At 25.9% G+C, this 1,091-nt stretch carries 2 protein-coding genes; both read left to right on the top strand.

The window, feature by feature from the left end; translation table 11 throughout:
• Positions 1-545, top strand: a 545-nt coding sequence (locus tag AJ884_RS09905) for a hypothetical protein (protein ID WP_186820843.1), incomplete at its 5' end; no start/stop codon positions are given.
• Positions 535-921: a hypothetical protein gene (locus AJ884_RS03710; RefSeq protein WP_002871073.1), complete on the top strand. Its 387-nt coding sequence runs from the start codon at positions 535-537 to the stop codon at positions 919-921. The genes AJ884_RS09905 and AJ884_RS03710, both read left to right, overlap by 11 nt.
• Positions 922-1,091 lie beyond the last annotated feature (170 nt).

Here is a 1,091-nt window from a genome sequence, read left to right as displayed (position 1 = left end):
CTAAAATACAAGCTAGTCCTCTTGCTAAGATTAAGTATGATAGGATAAGATGGCAAGGGATAGGAGATAAATTAGGAGCGGCACAAAAAAGCAAAGAGAAAGCAAAAATGCTTTTATATTTGGAAAATGAAAATAAAAAAGGTAAGGTAAGTGATAAAGAAGTTCATCTTTATAAACATAATGGAATATGGCCTAAAGATACTCCAAAACCTAGAAGTCCTGATTATATTGGTGAAAATGGGGAGATTATTTTAAACATTAAACAAAGAGCCATGGAAATAAAAAATACTTTAAATGGAGGATATAATAGTGTTTCTATAAAGACAAAAGATAAACTCACCAGATATGATTTAGATGGTAAACCACATTATGAGAAGACATCAAAGAAAATAATTGATACGCCTCATAAAATAGAATATACTAAACATATAAATCCTCAAGATCCAACAAAGTATAGAATGTCACAGGGTTTAGTAGAGCCAATATCTCATAAAGATTTAGATATTGTAGAAAATTATTTAAAAAGGCAAAATAATGAAATTTGAGAATTTAAAGCATGGAAGTTTATTTAAAAGAGAATTTTATCTTAAAGATGTAAAAATAGATTTGAAAAATGACTTTTTTGTTTATTCTATCATAACAAATGAAAAAACTTTAGAAATATTTTTTAAATCAGAGAAAAAAGATATACAAGATTTGCAAATTGTTTTTTATGATTATAAGTTACTACACTCAAAATCATATTGTAAAAATTTTAATCAATTAGAAGCTAATTTTATCGATTTGATAAGAAATAATTGGGATGATATAACAGGCTATATTGAAAAAGAAGAAGAGATGTTGATAAGCATATATTTTGATAATGATTTAGAATATATTACTTTAACTTGTAAATATTTTAATATAGATTTTATGGATTAAATAAAGGATAAAAAATGACAAGAGAACAAGCAGAACTAATTATAGAAGAAGAAAAGTTGATTGATACAGATTGGTATCCTTCTTATAAACATTCAGGAGAATACCATCTTACCATGTGGTTTGATTCTGATAATAATAAATACGAAGCTGTTTATATTGGAGAAAGGGGC

The sequence above is a fragment of the Campylobacter sp. BCW_6463 genome, assembly GCF_001762785.1.
GTDB lineage: Bacteria > Campylobacterota > Campylobacteria > Campylobacterales > Campylobacteraceae > Campylobacter_D > Campylobacter_D jejuni.
The sequence above is the reverse complement of the archived record's forward strand: the minus strand, read 5'-3'. Positions and strand labels throughout refer to the sequence as shown.

What these genes read in the sequence shown, in the direction of transcription:
- AJ884_RS03710 (WP_002871073.1), top strand. Translation starts at nt 535, where the DNA reads ATGAAATTTGAGAATTTAAAGCATGGAAGTTTATTTAAAAGAGAATTT.